14 protein-coding genes are annotated in these 14875 nt (G+C 74.7%); 6 read left to right on the top strand and 8 right to left on the bottom strand.

Annotation, left to right across the window (positions count from 1 at the left end; genetic code table 11):
• Positions 1 to 113 precede the first annotated feature (113 nt).
• Positions 114 to 2174, top strand: coding sequence for an ATP-binding protein (locus ACI79T_RS14375; RefSeq protein WP_456610753.1), 2061 nt, complete (start codon positions 114 to 116; stop codon positions 2172 to 2174).
• 203 nt (positions 2175 to 2377) lie between these two features.
• On the opposite strand, the gene ACI79T_RS14370 is transcribed toward ACI79T_RS14375, so the two are convergent.
• Positions 2378 to 2566: a hypothetical protein gene (locus ACI79T_RS14370; RefSeq protein WP_456610752.1), complete on the bottom strand. Its 189-nt coding sequence runs from the start codon at positions 2564 to 2566 to the stop codon at positions 2378 to 2380.
• A 121-nt stretch (positions 2567 to 2687) separates the two neighbouring features.
• Entirely contained in the window at positions 2688 to 3041 is a 354-nt protein-coding gene (locus tag ACI79T_RS14365; protein WP_456610751.1) for a nuclear transport factor 2 family protein, read from the bottom strand.
• A 78-nt stretch (positions 3042 to 3119) separates the two neighbouring features.
• Between ACI79T_RS14365 and ACI79T_RS14360 the strand changes: the two genes are divergently transcribed.
• The 5 genes from ACI79T_RS14360 (at position 3120) to ACI79T_RS14340 (ending at position 6956) form a co-directional block, all read left to right on the top strand.
• Positions 3120 to 3917, top strand: coding sequence for a MerR family transcriptional regulator (locus tag ACI79T_RS14360; protein ID WP_456610750.1), 798 nt, complete (start codon positions 3120 to 3122; stop codon positions 3915 to 3917).
• Between the two features lie 119 nt (positions 3918 to 4036).
• The gene (locus ACI79T_RS14355; RefSeq protein ID WP_456610749.1) at positions 4037 to 4192 is read left to right on the top strand and encodes a Zn-dependent oxidoreductase; all 156 of its coding nucleotides are present in this window, start codon (positions 4037 to 4039) and stop codon (positions 4190 to 4192) included.
• A 200-nt stretch (positions 4193 to 4392) separates the two neighbouring features.
• Positions 4393 to 4905: a peptide-methionine (S)-S-oxide reductase MsrA gene (gene msrA, locus ACI79T_RS14350; protein ID WP_456610748.1), complete on the top strand. Its 513-nt coding sequence runs from the start codon at positions 4393 to 4395 to the stop codon at positions 4903 to 4905.
• A gap of 695 nt (positions 4906 to 5600) precedes the next feature.
• Complete coding sequence (locus tag ACI79T_RS14345) at positions 5601 to 5810, top strand: hypothetical protein (RefSeq protein WP_456610747.1); 210 nt, start codon at positions 5601 to 5603, stop codon at positions 5808 to 5810.
• A gap of 174 nt (positions 5811 to 5984) precedes the next feature.
• Complete coding sequence (locus tag ACI79T_RS14340; RefSeq protein WP_456610746.1) at positions 5985 to 6956, top strand: quinone oxidoreductase family protein; 972 nt, start codon at positions 5985 to 5987, stop codon at positions 6954 to 6956.
• An 85-nt stretch (positions 6957 to 7041) separates the two neighbouring features.
• Here the strand turns inward: ACI79T_RS14340 and ACI79T_RS14335 are convergent, their stop codons facing one another.
• The 6 genes from ACI79T_RS14335 to ACI79T_RS14310 form a co-directional block, all read right to left on the bottom strand.
• Positions 7042 to 7998 (bottom strand): VWA domain-containing protein, encoded by a 957-nt coding sequence (locus ACI79T_RS14335; RefSeq protein WP_456610745.1) that lies wholly within the window; start codon positions 7996 to 7998, stop codon positions 7042 to 7044.
• Entirely contained in the window at positions 7995 to 9035 is a 1041-nt protein-coding gene (locus ACI79T_RS14330) for a DUF58 domain-containing protein (protein ID WP_456610744.1), read from the bottom strand. Before ACI79T_RS14330 ends, ACI79T_RS14335 begins: the two co-directional genes overlap by 4 nt.
• Positions 9032 to 10345: an AAA family ATPase gene (locus ACI79T_RS14325; RefSeq protein ID WP_456610743.1), complete on the bottom strand. Its 1314-nt coding sequence runs from the start codon at positions 10343 to 10345 to the stop codon at positions 9032 to 9034. Before ACI79T_RS14325 ends, ACI79T_RS14330 begins: the two co-directional genes overlap by 4 nt.
• 284 nt (positions 10346 to 10629) lie before the next feature.
• Positions 10630 to 12015 carry an NlpC/P60 family protein gene (locus ACI79T_RS14320; protein ID WP_456610742.1) on the bottom strand — a complete coding sequence of 462 codons (1386 nt, stop codon included), beginning with the start codon at positions 12013 to 12015 and terminating at the stop codon, positions 10630 to 10632.
• 170 nt (positions 12016 to 12185) lie between these two features.
• A complete protein-coding gene (locus tag ACI79T_RS14315; protein WP_456610741.1) occupies positions 12186 to 13721 on the bottom strand; it encodes an AMP-binding protein in 1536 nt (511 codons plus the stop codon).
• Between the two features lie 182 nt (positions 13722 to 13903).
• Entirely contained in the window at positions 13904 to 14662 is a 759-nt protein-coding gene (locus tag ACI79T_RS14310; RefSeq protein WP_456610740.1) for an SIR2 family NAD-dependent protein deacylase, read from the bottom strand.
• Positions 14663 to 14875 lie beyond the last annotated feature (213 nt).

Raw genomic sequence — 14875 nt, 5'->3', positions numbered from 1 at the left:
CCCCCCCCCCCGCCCCCCCACAGCCCCGCGGGCCGCCCCCCCCCCCCCCCCGCCCCCCCCCCCCCCCCCCCCCCCCCCCCCCCCCCCCCCCCCCCCCCCCCCCCCCGCTGCCGGTGCACACGACGTCGCTCGTCGGCCGGGACGAGGCGATCGACGAGGTGGTGGCCCTGCTCTCGGACGGGGACCGGCGGCTGGTCACCCTCACCGGCCCGGGCGGGATCGGCAAGACCCGGCTGGCCATGGCTGCCGCCGAGCGGCTCAGCGACCGGTTCGACGCCGGAACCGTGTTCGTCTCCTTCGCCGAGGTCACCGACCCCGCGGCCGTCGTCCCGCGCGTCGGCTGGGCGCTCGGGGCCGACCTCGCCGGCGCGCCGTCGCCGCTGACCGCGCTCGCCGACCTCCTCGACCACGAGCGGTGGCTGCTCGTCCTCGACAACCTGGAGCGGCTCGTCGCCGCCGGTCCCGAGGTGGCCGAGCTGCTGGCCCGCAGTCCCGGCGTCGCGGTGCTGGCCACCAGCACGACCGTCCTCGGGGTGCGGGCCGAGCACGCATACCCGGTCCGTCCGCTGCCCGTGCCGGACGTCCAGGACTCGACCGCGCTCCCGGACCTGGTGGAGAACCCGGCCGTGCGCCTGTTCCTGGACCGCGCCCGGGCGGTCCGCCCGGGCTTCGCGTTGACGGCGGACGACGCCTCGGCCGTGGTGGAGATCTGCCGTCGCCTGGAGGGCCTGCCGCTCGCCATCGAGTTGGCGGCCGCCCGCGTCCGGCTCCTCGACCCGGCCGCCGTCCTGCGCCGGCTGTCCCGGTCGCTCGACACGCTCGGCACCGGGATGGCAGACCTCCCGGAGCGGCAACGCACCCTCCGCGCCACGGTCGAGTGGAGCATCGGCATGCTCAACCACGCCGAAGGGTCACTGCTCGAGGTGCTGGCCGTGTTCGCCGACGGCTGGACCGTCGAGGCCGCCGCGCAGGTCGCCGGCCTCGACGAGGACCGGGCGCTGGACCTGATCGAGAGCCTGGCCCGGCACAGCCTGATCCACCTGGACGAGACCCCGGCCGGTCCGCGGCCGCGGATGCTGCACACGGTCCGCGCGTTCGTCGGCGAGCGGCTGGACGCCCGCCCCGACGGCGACGAGGTCCGACGCCGCCACGCCCAGCACTACCGCCTGCTCGCCGAGAGCTGCGACCAGCCGCTGCGCGGCTTCCGCCAGCTCGCCTGCGCCGAGATCCTCGCCGCGGAGCACGAGAACATCGGCGTCGCGGTCCGCTGGCACCTCGCGCACGACCCGGCCCCGCTCCCTCACCTGTTCCGGGTGCTGTCGCCGTTCCGCCTCCTCTGGCCGTTCCTGGGGCTCGGAGACGTCATCATCGGCGAGGCCCGGTCCTGGGTGAGCGAGCTGCTGCCCGACGTCGACGCGCTCCCGCCGGCCGAACGGGCGGAGCTGCTGGGCACGGCCGTCGTCTCCGCCCTCGAGGTGGGTGACTCGGCCGCCGCGGAGGCCTCCGGCCGGCGACTGGCTGCGCTGCTCGACGACCTCGACGACCCGTACCTGGCGGCCGTGTCGCGGCTGCTGGTGGCGTGGGTCGCCGCGCTGGTGCGGGACGTGGACGGCGCCCGTCGGTGGCTGGCCGACGCCGTCGACCGGCTGCGTCGGCTCGACGAGCCGATGTGGACGGCGCTGGCGCTGGTCACCTCCGGCTCCGTGGCCGCGGCCGGGGGCGACCTCGACGAGGCCCGGGGACACGTCACCGAGGCCAGGCGGCTGGCCGGCCGGTTCGACAACCCGTGGCTGGCGACGGTCTCGCGCGTGGTGCTGGGCCTCCTCGCGCTGGGTCGGCACGACCTCGACGCCGCCCGCGCCGAGCTGAGCGAGGCGCTCGCGCTGGCCGTGTCCGGGCGCAGCACGCACTGCCTGTGCATGGTCCTGGACGGCGCTGTGTCACTGGCCCTCGCCCAGCGGGACTCCGAGCGGGCCGCCGTGCTGGTCGGTGCGTCCGAGGGCTTGCGCCGCCGCGCGGCCCTGCGGGTGTGGGCGTCGATGCGCAGGGACGACGAGCTCGCGGCCGCCGTCCGCGAGGCGACAGGGTCCGAACGGTTCGGCGAGCTGTTCACCACCGGAACTCGGCTGGGCCGGCAGGACGTGCTCGACCTCGCCCGCGACAGCCTGCGATGAGCATCGCCCTCGTCACCGTTACCGGCAGGGACACCCCGAGCCGTCCCGTCCTCTTCCAGGGGCGTCGGTCACCGCGGTGGTGCACATCGAGGAGCAGCCGATCGAGCGCGTCGATCTCCGCGTCCCGGCCCACCAGGTAGAGGTCCGATACGAGGTCTCTGCTCCAGATACGGCGGGGCGCTCGCGGCCGCCCGTCCGGCCGGTCACTGCCTCGTCCCGCCCTGCCCGACCGGGCCTCGCCGTCGGGCGGCACGGATACGGGCGGCCGAGACGAGGCGGTCGTCGCAGTCGCGGAGCTGCCGTCGCTCCGCGGCCAGCTGGCGGACGGCGATGAGCGAGGCCGGCTCCCTGCTCTGCGGTGTCGTGGACGGGTCGTCCTGGTCCGAGGCCATGCCGGAATGCTCGCCGGGCACCGGGCCACGCACATCCGTCAGATGACCGGTCGTCGACCTCATCCGGCACCCGCAGCGCGGCCCGTCCCAGCGCACGCCGACGATGACGAGGCCGCGGTCGTCATGGCGCGATGACCAGCTCCGCGATGAGGTCGCCGTCCATCGCGAAGCGGTAGTGGAGGTCGACGACGCCACCGGGGAAGTTCCCCTCCAGGTGCTTGGTGGCGACCCAGTGCGCGTCGTCGGAACGCTCGGCAGCGACGAGCGTGCTGGTGTACGTGAACTCGGCCCCGGCCTTGGCCAGGAAGCGGCGGAGCTCCTCGGTCCCGCGGTAGGTGACGCCGTCGTCGACCACCACGGCGGTCGGCGTGAAGGCCCGCAGCGCGGTATCCACGTCGCCGGCGTCGTGCGCAGCGAGGTAGTCCCGGATCGTGGCGGGGAGCTGGTCGGGCTGGATGCTGGTCGGTGTGGTCATGGCCCCACGGTGCGGGCTCCCGGACCGGGAAGGTCAAGCGCTGGACTCTCCCCCGGGGAGAGGGTGCACAGTGCACGCATGCTGGCGATCGGCGAGTTCTCCCGGCTGACCCACCTCAGCGTGCGCACGCTGCGCCGCTACCACGACGCCGGGCTGCTCGAGCCCGCGACCGTGGACGCCATGACCGGCTACCGCTACTACAGCGCGGATCAGATCCCGATCGCCCAGGTCATCCACCGGCTGCGGGAGCTCGACGTCCCGCTGTCCGACGTCCAGCGCATCCTGCGCTCCCCCGACCCGAGCACCCGTGCCGCTCTCGTCGCCGACCATCTGCAGCGACTCGAGTCGGAGCTGGACCGGACCCGCGCCGCGGTGGTGTCGCTGCGCCGGCTGCTCCGACCGGAGCCGGCCCCGTTGGAGGTCGAGCTCCGCGCGGTCCCGGCGACGACGGTGGCCGCCGTGGAGGACGACGTGGACCTCGACTCCGTCCTCGCCTGGTACGCCGGCGCCATGGCCGAGCTGGACGCGGTCGTCCACGAGCCGACCGGTGCTCCGGGCGGGCTCTACGACAACGCGCTGTTCGAGGACGGCCACGGGCACGTTCTCGTGTACCGGCCGACGGCGGAGCCGCCGCGCAGCGGTCGGGTGCACCCGGTGACCCTGCCGGCCGTCGAGCTCGCCGTCACCACCCACGCCGGCGAGCACGACGACATCGACGTCACCTACGGCGAACTCGGCACCTGGGTGGTGGCCAACGCACTGGCCGTGGCCGGCCCGGTGCGGGAGACCTACCTGGTCGGCCCACGCGACACACCGGACCCGGACGCCTGGCGCACCGAGATCGGCTGGCCGGTCTTCCGGATGGCCCCGCGCTGAGCGGTCAGCCCGTCCGGCCATGGTGGCGACCAGGGCACCGACCTACGCGTCGATGCGTCGCGGCGCCGACGTGGACGGCCCTCAGGTGCTCCTGGCGGGCGAAGCCATGACCTTCTTGCATGCGTGCCGTGCGGATCACCCGCTTCGGTGGCCGCGAGGTCCTCGACGTCGTCGACGTACCCGAGCCGGAGGCCGGCCCCGGCCAGCAGCTCTACGACGTCTCCGCCGCCGGCGTGAACTTCGCCGACACCCACCACCGGCTGTCGTCCGACTGACGTCACGCCGGTCCGTCCAGTGCCCCGCCAGGGCCCTCGCGCGCCGGGTGTGTCCGGTGTGATCACCACGGCGGACGCTCGCTGAACCGGACCTTCCCCGCCGCCCACGAGCCCACCCGGCGGTGGGGACTCGCGCGGAAACACACGGGCCCGTCGCGGTGTTCTCCTGCCGCGTCCATCGCAAGGGAAGAGGGGCAACCATGACCACTGAGACGGCGATCCTGGCCGGCGGCTGCTTCTGGGGTGCGCAGGACCTGCTGCGCAAGCGCCCGGGAGTGATCAGCACCCGCGTCGGCTACTCGGGAGGTGACACCCCGAACGCCACCTACCGGAACCACGGAGACCACGCGGAGGCGGTCGAGATCGTCTTCGACCCCGACGTGATCTCGTTCCGGGAGCTGCTCGAGTTCTTCTTCCAGATCCACGACCCGTCGACGCTGGACCGGCAGGGCAACGACGTGGGACGCAGCTACCGCTCCGCCGTCTTCTACCTGAGCGACGAGCAGAAGCGCGTCGCCGAGGACACCATCGCCGACGTCGACGCCTCTGGGCTGTGGCCCGGCAAGGTGGTCACCGAGGTGACGGCGGCCGGCCCGTTCTGGGAGGCCGAGGATGAGCACCAGGACTACCTGCAGAAGTACCCGTACGGCTACACGTGCCACTTCGTGCGGCCCGGCTGGGTGTTGCCGCGCCGCGAGGCGCAGACCGCCTGAGGTCTGCGAGCCCGCGACAGCGTGCACTGCTGCGAGGGGTGGGCGCCCCCGACGGGTCGCCCACCCCTCGCGTGCTGTCGCAGCGCCCCATCAGCCGATGAACCGGTCGGCGTGCCCGAGGCCCTGACGTCATCGACGTCCCCGAGCCTGGGGCCGGTGGTGGCCAGGCGCTCCACGACGACTCGGCCGGGCGTGGTCCATGCCGACCCCACCACCGGGAGTCGTCCGACTGACATCGGCGCGGAGCCGTCGCAGGCGGACCGGACCCGTCCGGCGGTCCCCGTGACGCTGGTACGGGCGACCCGTCAGCAGCGACCAGGAGGCGGCGCGGACCGACGGTCGGGGGCGGCCGGGTCGCCCAGGGCGGAGTGCCGTCGGAGGCGGCCGCGGCGAATCGGTCGGACAACGTCCGGAAGGCCTCTGCGCGGGCCGGCGGCCTGGGAGCGAGGACGTCGGTGTCGTAGCGGGCGACGGCAGCGGCGATGCCGACCCAGGACCAGGCGCCGAGTGTGAGCCGGCAGCGGCCGGTGTCCAGTGGCTCGACGAGGCCGTCGTAGGCGAACGGTGCCACCCGGGCGGCCGGCAGCCCGAGTTCGACGGTGCCGGTGCACGGCCAGGCGCCCATCCCCCTGGCGCTGCCCTTGAAGGTGGCGCCCACGAAGGTGGCGAGGTCGCCGCCCGGCAGCGGTCGGGGCGTGAAGCGTGGGCCCGTCGGAGTGCGGGGGCTGACCCGGTCGCAGCAGGCCCGCGAGGCACTGGACTTCTACATCTCGGTGCGCGGCACCGACACCGAGGAGATCACCGCGTACTGGACGGCGCTCGTCGAGCCGGGACGGTCCGCGCACGGCTCGCTCCCGCCGGCTACGCGCCGCTGTACGGGATGGCCACCGACCGCGTCGGCGTGACCTGGGTCCTCGACGTCCTCCCGTCCTACAACGGCTGATCGCCACCCCGGGGCAAGGAGCCACGGGCCTCCTGCCCCGGCATCCGCCGCGAAACCTGACCCTCGTCGGGTCGCGGTCCGTCGGCCACTCTCCCACCGCCGATCGCCCGCAGGGTGGCTGCTCTAGCCTCCGGGCATGCGTGCTGTGCAGATCACCCGCTTCGGCGGGCCCGAGGTCCTGGACGTCGTCGACATCCCGGAGCCGGAGGCCGGCCCCGGCCAGAAGCTCTACGACGTCTCCGCCGCCGGCGTGAACTTCGCCGACACCCACCAGATCGAGAACTCCTACCTGGCCGAGCAGAAGCTGCCGCTCGTCCCGGGCGCGGAGTTCGTCGGCACCCCGGTCGGGGGCGGTCAGCGGGTCGTCGGCCTGCTCGACGGCGGCGGGTACGCCGAGAAGGTGGCCGCGCACGACGTCCTCACCTGGCCGGTGCCCGACGGCGTCAGCGACGAGCAGGCCCTGTCGCTGGTGCTGCAGGGCAGCACCGCCTGGCACCTGCTGCGCACCAGCGCGCACCTGGCCGAGGGCGAGAGCGTCGTCGTCATCGCCGGGGCCGGCGGGGTCGGCTCGCTGGCCATCCAGCTCGCCCGCCGTTGGGGCGCCGGCCGGGTCATCGCCACCGCCTCCAGCCCGGAGAAGCGGACGCTCGCCGAGGAGCTCGGCGCGCACGCCACCGTCGACCCCGCGCTCGCCGACGACGACCCGAAGCAGTTCACCGGGGCCCTGCGGGAGGCCAACGGCGGCAAGCCGGTCGACATCGTGCTCGAGATGACCGGCGGCAACGTCTTCTCCGGCTCGCTGTCCGCCCTGGCGCCGTTCGGCCGGCTGGTCACCTACGGCATGGCCGCGCGCCAGCAGACCCCCTCGGTGCCCCCCGGCATGCTCATGCAGAAGAGCCGTGCGGTCATCGGCTTCTGGCTGGCGCACTGCATGGCCCGGCCGCAGATGATGGACGCGGCCATGACCGACCTGCTGCAGCAGGTCGCCGACGGGCAGCTGCACCCGGTGATCGGCGGCCGCTACCCGCTGTCGCGCGTCGCGGACGCCCACCAGGACCTGCTGGCCCGCCGCACCACCGGGAAGCTCGTCCTCGACCCGGCCCACTGAACCGGGTCGCGCACGGCGGCTCGTCCCCGCGGTGTCGCAGCCGTCCTCGCCGTCGACGGCGCGGACTGCTGCGGTACCGCGCGGCTCAGATCAGGCGGTTGGTCCAGAACAGGCTGAGGACCGCGCCGACGAGCACGGCCAGGACGCCGGCCCGCACGAACCACGGGCTGATGTCCTTGGGCTCGGTGGTGTAGCCGATCTGGCTGCCCAGGTCGGAGTAGACCTGCTCCAGCTCCGCGGCGCTGGCGGCCTCGCTGAAACTGCCGCCGGTCTGGTCGGCGATCTCCTCGAGCGCCCCCCGGTCCACCGGCACCGGCACCTGCTCGCCGTCGATGTCGAGCGTCCCGTAGTCGGTGCCGAACGCGATGGTGGAGACCGGCACCCCCGCCGCACGGGCGGCTTCGACGGCCTGGGTGTTGTCCCGGCCGACGGTGTTGGTGCCGTCGGACAGCAGCACGATCCGCGCCGGCGGCGGCTCCTGGCCGTTGCTCTCCAGCGACGTCTGGAAGTTCTCGATGGCCGCCAGCGAGGTGAACACCGCCTCGCCGATCGCGGTGGCCTCGGCGAGGTCGAGGTTCTCGATCGCGGTCGCCACCTGCGCGCGGTCCGTCGTCGGCGGGACCACGGTGGTGGCCGTCCCGGCGAAGGTCACCAGGCCCAGGTTGATCCGCTCGGGGAGCACGTCGACGAACTCGGTGGCCGCCCGCTGCATCGCCCGGAACCGGGTGGGCTCGACGTCCTCGGCCTCCATGGACAGCGACACGTCGACGGCCATCACCACGGTCGCCCGCTCCCGCGGCACCCGCACCTCGGTGCTCGGCACGGCCAGGGACACGACCAGGGTGGCCAGGCCCAGCGCGACCACCCCGAACGCCAGGTGCCGCTTCCAGCCGGGCCGCTTGGGCACCAGCGAGCTCAGCAGCGACACGTTGGTGAACCGGGCCGCGTAGGCCTTGCGCCGCAGCTGCATCACCACGTAGACGGCCACCAGCAGGGCGACCACCAGCAGGGCCAGCAGCCACCACGGGGACTGGAAGGTCATCGGGAGGCCCCTCCGTTGCCGGCACGCCGGCGTTCGGCGACGAAGCGGACGACGTCCATGAGCCAGTCACGGTCGGTCCGCAGTTGCAGGTGCCCGGCGCCCGCCCGGCGCAGCGCCGCGGCCACCCGCTCGCGCTGGGCGGCGGCGCCCTCGGCGTAGCGGGCGCGGAACTCGGCGTCCCCGGTCGGCACCTCGAGCGTCTGACCGGTCTCGGGGTCCACCACGGTGAGCAGCCCGACGTCGGGCAGCTCCAGCTCCCGGGGGTCGACGACCTCGACGGCGAGCAGCTCGTGGCGGGTGCCCAGGCCGCGCAGCGGCCGCTCCCAGTCGCTGTCGCCGAGGAAGTCGGAGATCACCACGACCAGCCCGCGCCGGCGCAGCGGCCGGCGCAGCGTCTCCAGCGCCGCCGCGAGGTCGCCACGGCGGCCGCTCTGGGCCCGCGGGGTGGCCACCACCGAGCGGAGCAGCCGCTCGGCGGCCAGCCGGCCGGGCATCGCCGGGTAGCGGTCGACCCGCTCCCCCGTGGTGACGACGGCGCCGAGCCGGTTGCCGCCGTGCACGGTGAGGTGGCCGACGGCGGCGAGCCCGGCGATCGCCAGGTCGCGCTTCTGGCAGTTCGCGGTGCCGAAGTCGAGGCTGGCCGACAGGTCGACCACCGCCCAGGTCTCGAGCTCGCGGTCGGCGATCGTCTCGCGGACGTGGGCCACCTGCGTGCGGGCGGTCACCGGCCAGTCCATCCGCCGGACGTCGTCGCCGGCGTGGTAGGTCCGCGAGTCGCCGGCCTCGCTGCCGGAGCCGGGCACCAGGCCCAGGTGGTCGCCCTGCAGCAGGCCGTCGAGCCGGCGGCGCACGGTGAGCTCCAGCCGGCGGAGCAGCACGTCGGCCGGGCCGTCGGTGAACCGCGGTGGCGCGCCGTCGTCGCCGCCCCCGTCGGCCGCCGAGCCGGGCGTCGAGCCGGGCGTCGCCGGGTGCAGCAGCAGGCCGGGGTGCTCGGGCGCGGCCGGAGGCGGTTCCTCGCGGCGACGGCGTCGGATCACGTCTGCTGCGACCCGGGCCCGGAGCCGTTCGAGCCGCCGGCGGCCGAGGCGCCGCCGTGGTGGCCGGCATCCGGACCGCCCGGCCCCTGCTGATGCGGGCCCTGCGGACCGGCGTGCTGCGGGCCGGGGCCGTACTGCCGACCACCCGGGGCCTGCGGACCACCCTGCCCCCACGCACCGCCGTTGGGCATGCCCTGCGGCGGGCCGAAGAACGGGCCGCCCTGACCGGGCGGCACCGAGGGCCCACCCGGGACCCCGGGGCCGCCACCGGAGGCGCCCTGCCGGGGCGCCACCTGCGGCAGCGGGACCGTCTGCACGATCCGCTTGACGATGTGGTCGGCCGGCACGCCGTCGGCCAGCGCGTCGTAGGAGAGCACGAGGCGGTGGCGCAGCACGTCCGCGGTGACGTCGAGGACGTCCTGCGGCAGCACGTAGTCGCGGCCCCGCACCAGGGCGAGCGCGCGGCTGGCGGCGATCAGGCCGAGCGAGGCGCGCGGGCTGGCCCCGTAGGACACCCAGCCGGCGACGTCGTCCATGCCGTGCTCCCGCGGCGAGCGGGTGGCCACCACCAGCCGGACGACGTAGTCGACCAGCGCGTGGTGCACGAAGACCTGGGAGGCGGTCCGCTGCAGCCGGCGCAGCTCGCCGGGCGCGAGCACCGTCTCGGGCACCGGCGGCTCGGCGCCCATCCGGTAGATGATCTCGCGCTCCTCCTCGGCGGAGGGGTAGTCGACCAGCACCTTCATGAGGAAGCGGTCGCGCTGCGCCTCGGGCAGCGGGTAGACGCCCTCGCTCTCGATCGGGTTCTGCGTGGCCAGCACGAGGAACGGGTCGGGCAACTTGTGCGTGACGCCGCCGATGGAGACCTGCCGCTCGGCCATGACCTCCAGCAACGCCGACTGCACCTTGGCCGGCGCACGGTTGATCTCGTCGGTGAGCACGAAGTTGGCGAACACCGGGCCGAGCTCGGTGTCGAAGGCGTCCTGGCCGGCCTTGTAGATGCGGGTGCCGAGGATGTCGGCGGGCACCAGGTCGGGGGTGAACTGCAGGCGGGCGAAGCTGCCGCCCACCACCCTCGCCAGCGTCTCGACCGCCAGGGTCTTCGCGACGCCGGGCACGCCCTCCAGCAGCACGTGGCCCCGGGCGAGCAGCGCGACGAGCATCCGCTCCACCAGCCGGTCCTGACCGACGATCACGCGCTTGATCTCGAAGAGGACCCGTTCCAGCCGGGCGGCGTCGACCGAGGGCGGCACGGGCCCCTGCGGGTGGGCGGGTGCGCTCTCGATCGGAGTGCTGGCAGCGCTGGACACGTGGCTCCCTGGTCGTGCCGGGCCGCGACTGCCCGGCTCGGGCTGCCGTCGACGGGGCGGTGTCGTGCCGGCCCCTGCCCAGTGTCCTACACGAATCCGGCGGGACCACGTCCCGGCGACACAGGCGGCGCGCGGCCGCCGCGATCGCCGACTGAGCAGCGGCGTCGTGACCCCTGCCCGCGGGGGCTCCGGGCTGCTAGCCTCTCGACTGCGTCGGGCAGCTCCCCCCGTGGCTGCCCGACGCCTCTTCGTGCCTCCCGTGCCCGTTCGTCAGCGCCGGAGGCTCACGCGCTCGGTCGCACCGCGCCGAAGTACGTGCTGCTCGAGGTGCGCGCGGTCGCGATGGTCACCTGCTTGCCGCGGTCCGGCGCCTCGATCACCTGCCCGCCGCCGATGTAGATCGCGACGTGCGTGATGGACATGTAGTCGCTCCGGTCGCCGCCCCAGAACAGCAGGTCGCCGGGCTGCAGGTCGCCGGTCGCCACCTGCTTGCTGCGGTTGAGCCACCACTGGTCGCGGCTGGTCCCGCCGATGGCGATCCCGGCGCGGGCGTAGGCGTACTGGGTGAGCCCCGAGCAGTCGAAGCCGAAGACCTGGGTGTCCGGCGCGATCCCGTAGCTCGGGCCGTTACTCCCGCCGCCGCCCCACGAGTAGGCCACGCCGATCTGCGTCCGCGCCGCGGCGATGGCGGTCGCGGCCGCCGACGTCGAGGGCGCGCCGGCCGTGCCGCCGGTGGGACGGACGGGCGTGGGCTTGGGCGTGACCGGCGCCGGTGCGGGTGCGGGCCGGGCAGCGGTTGGCGCCGGCACCGGCGCGGCGGCCTGCCGGGCCGCGGCGACCCGTGCGGCGACCTCCAGTGCGGCGGCCTCCTCTGCGGCGGTCCGGGCCTCCGCGAGGCCGGACAGGACCTGCTGCGCCTGCTGGAGCTCGGCCTGGAGACCGTCCTCCTGGGCGTCGAGCGCGGCCGCCTGACTGCGCGCGGAGACCTCCTGGGACTGCGCGCTCGCCAGCAGGTCGGCCGCCTCCCGGTGCACGGTGGCGGCCTGCTCGGCGGTCTCCCGGGCGAGCGTCTCGGCGGTCTCCGCCTGCACCCCCAGGACGGTGAGCTCGGCGACGACCTCGATGCGGTTCACGCCCGCGGCGTCGAGCAGCGCGGAGCGCTCGATCAGCTCGGCCGGCCCGCCGGAGCTGAGCAGCGCGGTGATGCCCGGAGCGGTGGAGCCCTGCATGTAGCTGACCCGCGCGAACGAGGCGACGTCGTCGCGGCCCTGCTGCAGGTCGGCGGCCGCCTGGGCCGCCGCAGCGGCGGCGGCGTCGGCCTCGTTCCGGGCAGTGTCGTACGCGGCCTGCTTGTCCTCGTAGTCCTGCAGCGCGATCAGCGCCGCCTGGTGGGCGGTCTCGACGCCGGCCCGCGCCTGCGCCAGCTGCGCGCTGATGGCCCCGACCCGGTCGGCGGCCTCGGCCTTCGCCTGCTCGGCCGCGCTCAGCTCGGCGTCGCTGGGGCTCCGCGGCGCGGCGCCGGCGGTCGACGGGGTGAACCCGATCGCCACCGCGGCGACGAGGACCGTGGCGGCCGCCCGCAGCGCTGCCCGGCCGCTGCCGCGCCCGATCGCCCCGGAGAGGGAGCCGGTACCGCCCCGCACCGTGCTCGTCCGCGTTCCGCTGCCCACGACCTGCCTCTTCCCGACGTCCACGGGACGCCCGGACGGGCGCCCCGTGGAGGCATCGGACGGCGGGGCGGGACCGTTGAGGACGCCTCACCCCGAAGGGTGGGAACGCCCGAGCGGGTGAACCCTCCCCTCGCGGACGCCGCGGGCAGGTCGCGGTGGGATCCGCGGGCTCAGTTGACCTGGCGTTCCGAGCCGGCCCAGAAGTCCTGCCGCAGCTTGAACTTCTGGATCTTGCCGGTGGCGGTGCGGGCGAGCTCGTCGCGGAACTCGACGCGCTTGGGGGCCTTGTACCCGGCGAGGCGGGCCTTGCAGTGGGCGATGATGTCGGCCTCCGTGGCCTGCTCCCCCTCGGCCAGGACGACGATCGCGGTCACCATCTCCCCCCACTTCTCGTCGGGGATCCCGATGACGGCGACCTCCGCGACCGCCGGGTGACCGAAGACGACGTCCTCCACCTCGATCGAGGAGACGTTCTCCCCACCGGTGATGATCACGTCCTTCTTGCGGTCGGAGATGGCGACGTAGCCCTCGTCGTCGATGCTCCCCCCGTCCCCGGTGTGGAACCAGCCGTCCTCCAGCGCCTCCGCCGAGGCGTCCGGGTTCTCCCAGTAGCCGGCGAGCACGGTGTTGCTGCGCGCCAGCACCTCACCGGTGTCGCTCACCGACATCCGGGTGCCGATCGACGGCGCACCCGCGCGGGACAGCCGCTTGGCGCGCTCCTCGGCGTCGAGGTCGTCGTACTCGGCGCGCGGCCGGTTGATGGTGAGCAGGGGCGCGGTCTCGGTCAGGCCGTAGATCTGGTTGAACTCCCACCCGAGCTCGGCCTCGACGCGGGCGATCGTCCGGGACGGCGGCGGCGCACCGGCGACGATGATCCGCACCCGGTCGCGCCCGGGGATCTCGCCGTCCCAGTCCGCGGCGGCCTCGAGGACGGCGTTCCAGACCGCCGGGGCCCCGGCCATCAGCGTCACGCCGTGCTGGTCGACCCGTCGCAGGATCTCCGCGCCGTCGACCTTGCGGATCACCACCTGGCGGGCGCCGACCCCGGCCATGGCGTAGGGCAGGCCCCAGCCGTTGCAGTGGAACATCGGCAGGGTGTGCATGTAGACGTCGCGGTCGCTGACCTGCATGTGCATGCCGAAGGTGACCGCGTTGACCCAGATGTTGCGGTGGGTCATCTGCACGCCCTTGGGCCGCGCCGTCGTCCCGCTGGTGTAGTTGATGGTGGCCGTGGCGTCCTCGTCCGGCTCGGACCACGGCCGCGGCTCGGTGTCGAAGCGGAGCAGCTGCTCGTACTCCTCCCCCGTCCCGAACCGGTGCTCGGCGCGCACGCCCTTGAGCGAGGCCTCCAGCTCGGGGTCGACCAGCAGCACCCGGGCGCCGGAGTGCCCGACGATGTACTCGACCTCCTCGGGCTGCAGCCGGAAGTTGATCGGCACCGCGACCCGGCCCGACGACGGCACGGACAGGAGCAGCTCGAGCAGCCGGGCCGAGTTGTGGCTGACGATCGCCACCCGCTCCCCCTCGCCGATGCCCAGGGCGTCGAGGCCGGCCTGCAGGGCGCGGCCCCGCCGGGCCACCTCGCGGTAGGTGACGTCGCCGAGCGACGGCGCGGGCTGCGCCGGCTCGTCGACGATGCCGACGCGGTCGCCGTAGACCAGCTCGGCCCGGTCGAGGAAGTCGCGACTGGTGAGGGGGACGCGCATGCCGGCTCCCGGAGGTGCTGGGCCGGCACCGGGCCGGCCGAAGAGGTGGTCCCCGTCACGCTATCGGTCGGCAGTGGTGAGGACGAGCCGTCGCCCGGCGACGATCAGGTCACCTGATCATCACGGGTCCTGGCTCACGGTCGGTGGTGAGCCAGGACCCGCTGCGGTGAGCCAGGACGGCGTCAGCCGGCCGCGACCAGCCGCGGGAGCGCGGTGCCGATCGGCTCGCGGACGACGAGGTCGGCGACGTCGTCGTAGGGCGTGGGCTGCGCGTTCACCACGACGACGCGGGCGCCGGACCGCACCGCGACGTCGACGAGGCCGGCCGCGGGGTGCACGGTCAGGGAGGTGCCGACGGCGAGGAGGACGTCGCAGTCGGTGGCGGCCGCCGCGGCGGCGTCGATCACCGCCGGGTCGAGCAGCTGCCCGAAGCTGATCGTCGCCGACTTGAGGATGCCGCCGCAGACCCGGCAGGCGGGGTCGGGCTCGCCCGCCGCCACCCGGTCCAGCGCCTCCTGCATCGGGGTCCGATCGCGGCACCCCAGGCACTCCACCTCGTGCACGGTGCCGTGGATCTCCAGCACCCGCTCCGGGTCCGACCCGGCGGCCTGGTGCAGCCCGTCGACGTTCTGGGTGATCAGCGTGCGCAGCCGGCCCTGGCGCTCCAGGTCCACCAGCGCCGCGTGACCGGCGTTGGGGCGCACGTCCAGCGCGCCCATGTCCCGGCGCATGAGCCAGGCCCGGCGCCGGATGTCGGGGTCGCGCACGTAGTACGACAGCGTGACGAGCTTCTCGGCGTCCGGATCGCGGGTCCAGACCCCGTTCGGCCCCCGGTAGTCGGGGATGCCGCTGTCGGTGGAGATGCCCGCGCCGGTGAGCGCGGTGATCCGGGAGGCGGCGGTCAGCCAGCCGGGCAGGGGTTCGGGGACGGCGCCGGTCACGCCCGCCACGGTAGGGCCGCGCGGCGGGTGCCCGCGCGCACCGGCCGCCCGGCCGGCGGGAGGAGCAGGACGACGGCGCAGGCGCACGCCGCACCCGAGCAGCGTGTCGACGACGTAGTGCTCGCCGGAACGGACCAGCACCAGCGGCGTTCCCCGGGGGTGACACAGGTCACCGGGTGAGGGAAGGGTCGCCTGACTCGGTGCTCCCGCGCG

The sequence above is a fragment of the Blastococcus sp. SYSU DS0619 genome, assembly GCF_054051035.1.
The sequence above is the reverse complement of the archived record's forward strand: the minus strand, read 5'-3'. Positions and strand labels throughout refer to the sequence as shown.

Excerpts from the sequence above, each read along its gene's own strand:
- ACI79T_RS14360 (WP_456610750.1), top strand. The coding sequence starts at position 3,120 with ATGCTGGCGATCGGCGAGTTCTCCCGGCTGACCCACCTCAGCGTGCGC.
- ACI79T_RS14340 (WP_456610746.1), top strand. The coding sequence starts at position 5,985 with ATGCGTGCTGTGCAGATCACCCGCTTCGGCGGGCCCGAGGTCCTGGAC.
- ACI79T_RS14335 (WP_456610745.1), bottom strand. The coding sequence starts at position 7,998 with ATGACCTTCCAGTCCCCGTGGTGGCTGCTGGCCCTGCTGGTGGTCGCC.
- ACI79T_RS14315 (WP_456610741.1), bottom strand. The coding sequence starts at position 13,721 with ATGCGCGTCCCCCTCACCAGTCGCGACTTCCTCGACCGGGCCGAGCTG.
- msrA (WP_456610748.1), top strand. The coding sequence starts at position 4,393 with ATGACCACTGAGACGGCGATCCTGGCCGGCGGCTGCTTCTGGGGTGCG.
- ACI79T_RS14370 (WP_456610752.1), bottom strand. The coding sequence starts at position 2,566 with ATGGCCTCGGACCAGGACGACCCGTCCACGACACCGCAGAGCAGGGAG.
- ACI79T_RS14355 (WP_456610749.1), top strand. The coding sequence starts at position 4,037 with ATGCGTGCCGTGCGGATCACCCGCTTCGGTGGCCGCGAGGTCCTCGAC.
- ACI79T_RS14365 (WP_456610751.1), bottom strand. The coding sequence starts at position 3,041 with ATGACCACACCGACCAGCATCCAGCCCGACCAGCTCCCCGCCACGATC.